Annotated in this window: 2 pseudogenes; both read left to right on the top strand. The window is 70.0% G+C overall.

Annotated features, from left to right (window positions below):
* A pseudogene (locus ABZW03_RS40995) lies at positions 1-656 on the top strand (hypothetical protein); the annotation flags it as partial.
* A gap of 194 nt (positions 657-850) precedes the next feature.
* Positions 851-1,221: pseudogene (locus ABZW03_RS40990) on the top strand (hypothetical protein); the annotation flags it as partial.

Below are 1,221 nucleotides of genomic sequence, written 5' to 3'. Positions count from 1 at the left end.
ACCCCAGCGCCGAACCCGCCCGCTTCCCCGTCCAGTACGTCATCCGCCCCCAGACCGCCGAGCACCCCGACTACCGCGGCTACGCCGGACAGCTCGCCTCCGGCGTCCTACGCGTCGGCGACCCCGTCACCGTCCTGCCCTCCGGCCACACCACCACCGTCGCCGCCATCGACGCCCTCGGCCGCGCAACCGACATCGCCTGGGCCCCCCAGTCCGTCACCGTCCGCCTCACCGACGACCTCGACATCTCCCGCGGCGACCTCATCACCGCAGGACAGGCGCCCGTCCCGACCAAGGACATCGAAGCCACCGTCAGCCACCTCAACGAACGCCCCCTGCGCGCCGGCGACAAGGTCCTCCTCAAACACACCACCCGCACCGTCCGGGCCCTGGTCAAGGAGATCACCTACCGCATCGACATCGACACACTCCAACAGCGCTCCGGCACCGACGGGTTGAACGTCAACGACATCGGCCACATCGTCCTGCGCACCGCCGAACCACTCGCGCTCGACGCCTACACCGACAACCGCCGCACCGGATCCTTCCTCCTGATCGACCCGGCCGACGGCACCACCCTCACCGCCGGCATGGCAGGCGAGGCCTTCACCACCATCCCCACCACCGACACAACCGACGAGGAGGAGTGGGTCTGATGCCCACCGAGGCGTTCTCGGGCATGGACAAGGAAGGCGGCCGCATCGGCAGCGGCGTCCTCGGCAGCGGCCAGGGCGGCCTGACCCGATGTGCGGGCCGACAGAGCTGAGTTGCGATCCTCGGTCGCCCCAAAGGGTGACCGCCATGTCCCGAGACCGTCTCCTGGCGGTCCGTCTGCGAACAGGACTCCACCATGGCACAGAACCCTGCTCCCTCGCACAGCCCCACCCTGCATACGCCCACCCGCCCCAACGCCGGACGGATCAGACGCTCCGCCGCTGCCGCCGCGGCCGGCCTGACCGCGGTGGCCCTGCTGTCGGCCTGCGGCTACGGCTCCAAGGCGGACAAGTCGTCCGATGCCAAGGCCGACACCGTGGCCACCGCCGGGGGTTCCGCGGTGAAGCTGTCGGCGGACACGGTGAAGATCGGCTACTTCGCCAACCTCACCCACGGCACCCCGCTGGTCGGTCTCCAGGAAGGCCTCCTCCAGAAGGAGTTGGGCGCCACCCAGATCAAGACCCAGGTCTTCAACGCCGGCCCCGCCGAGATCGAGGCCCTGAACGC

Source organism: Kitasatospora sp. NPDC004799, from assembly GCF_040609095.1.
GTDB lineage: Bacteria > Actinomycetota > Actinomycetes > Streptomycetales > Streptomycetaceae > Kitasatospora.
Note: the sequence above shows the minus strand (reverse complement) of the source record. Positions and strands in the feature narration are given on the sequence as shown.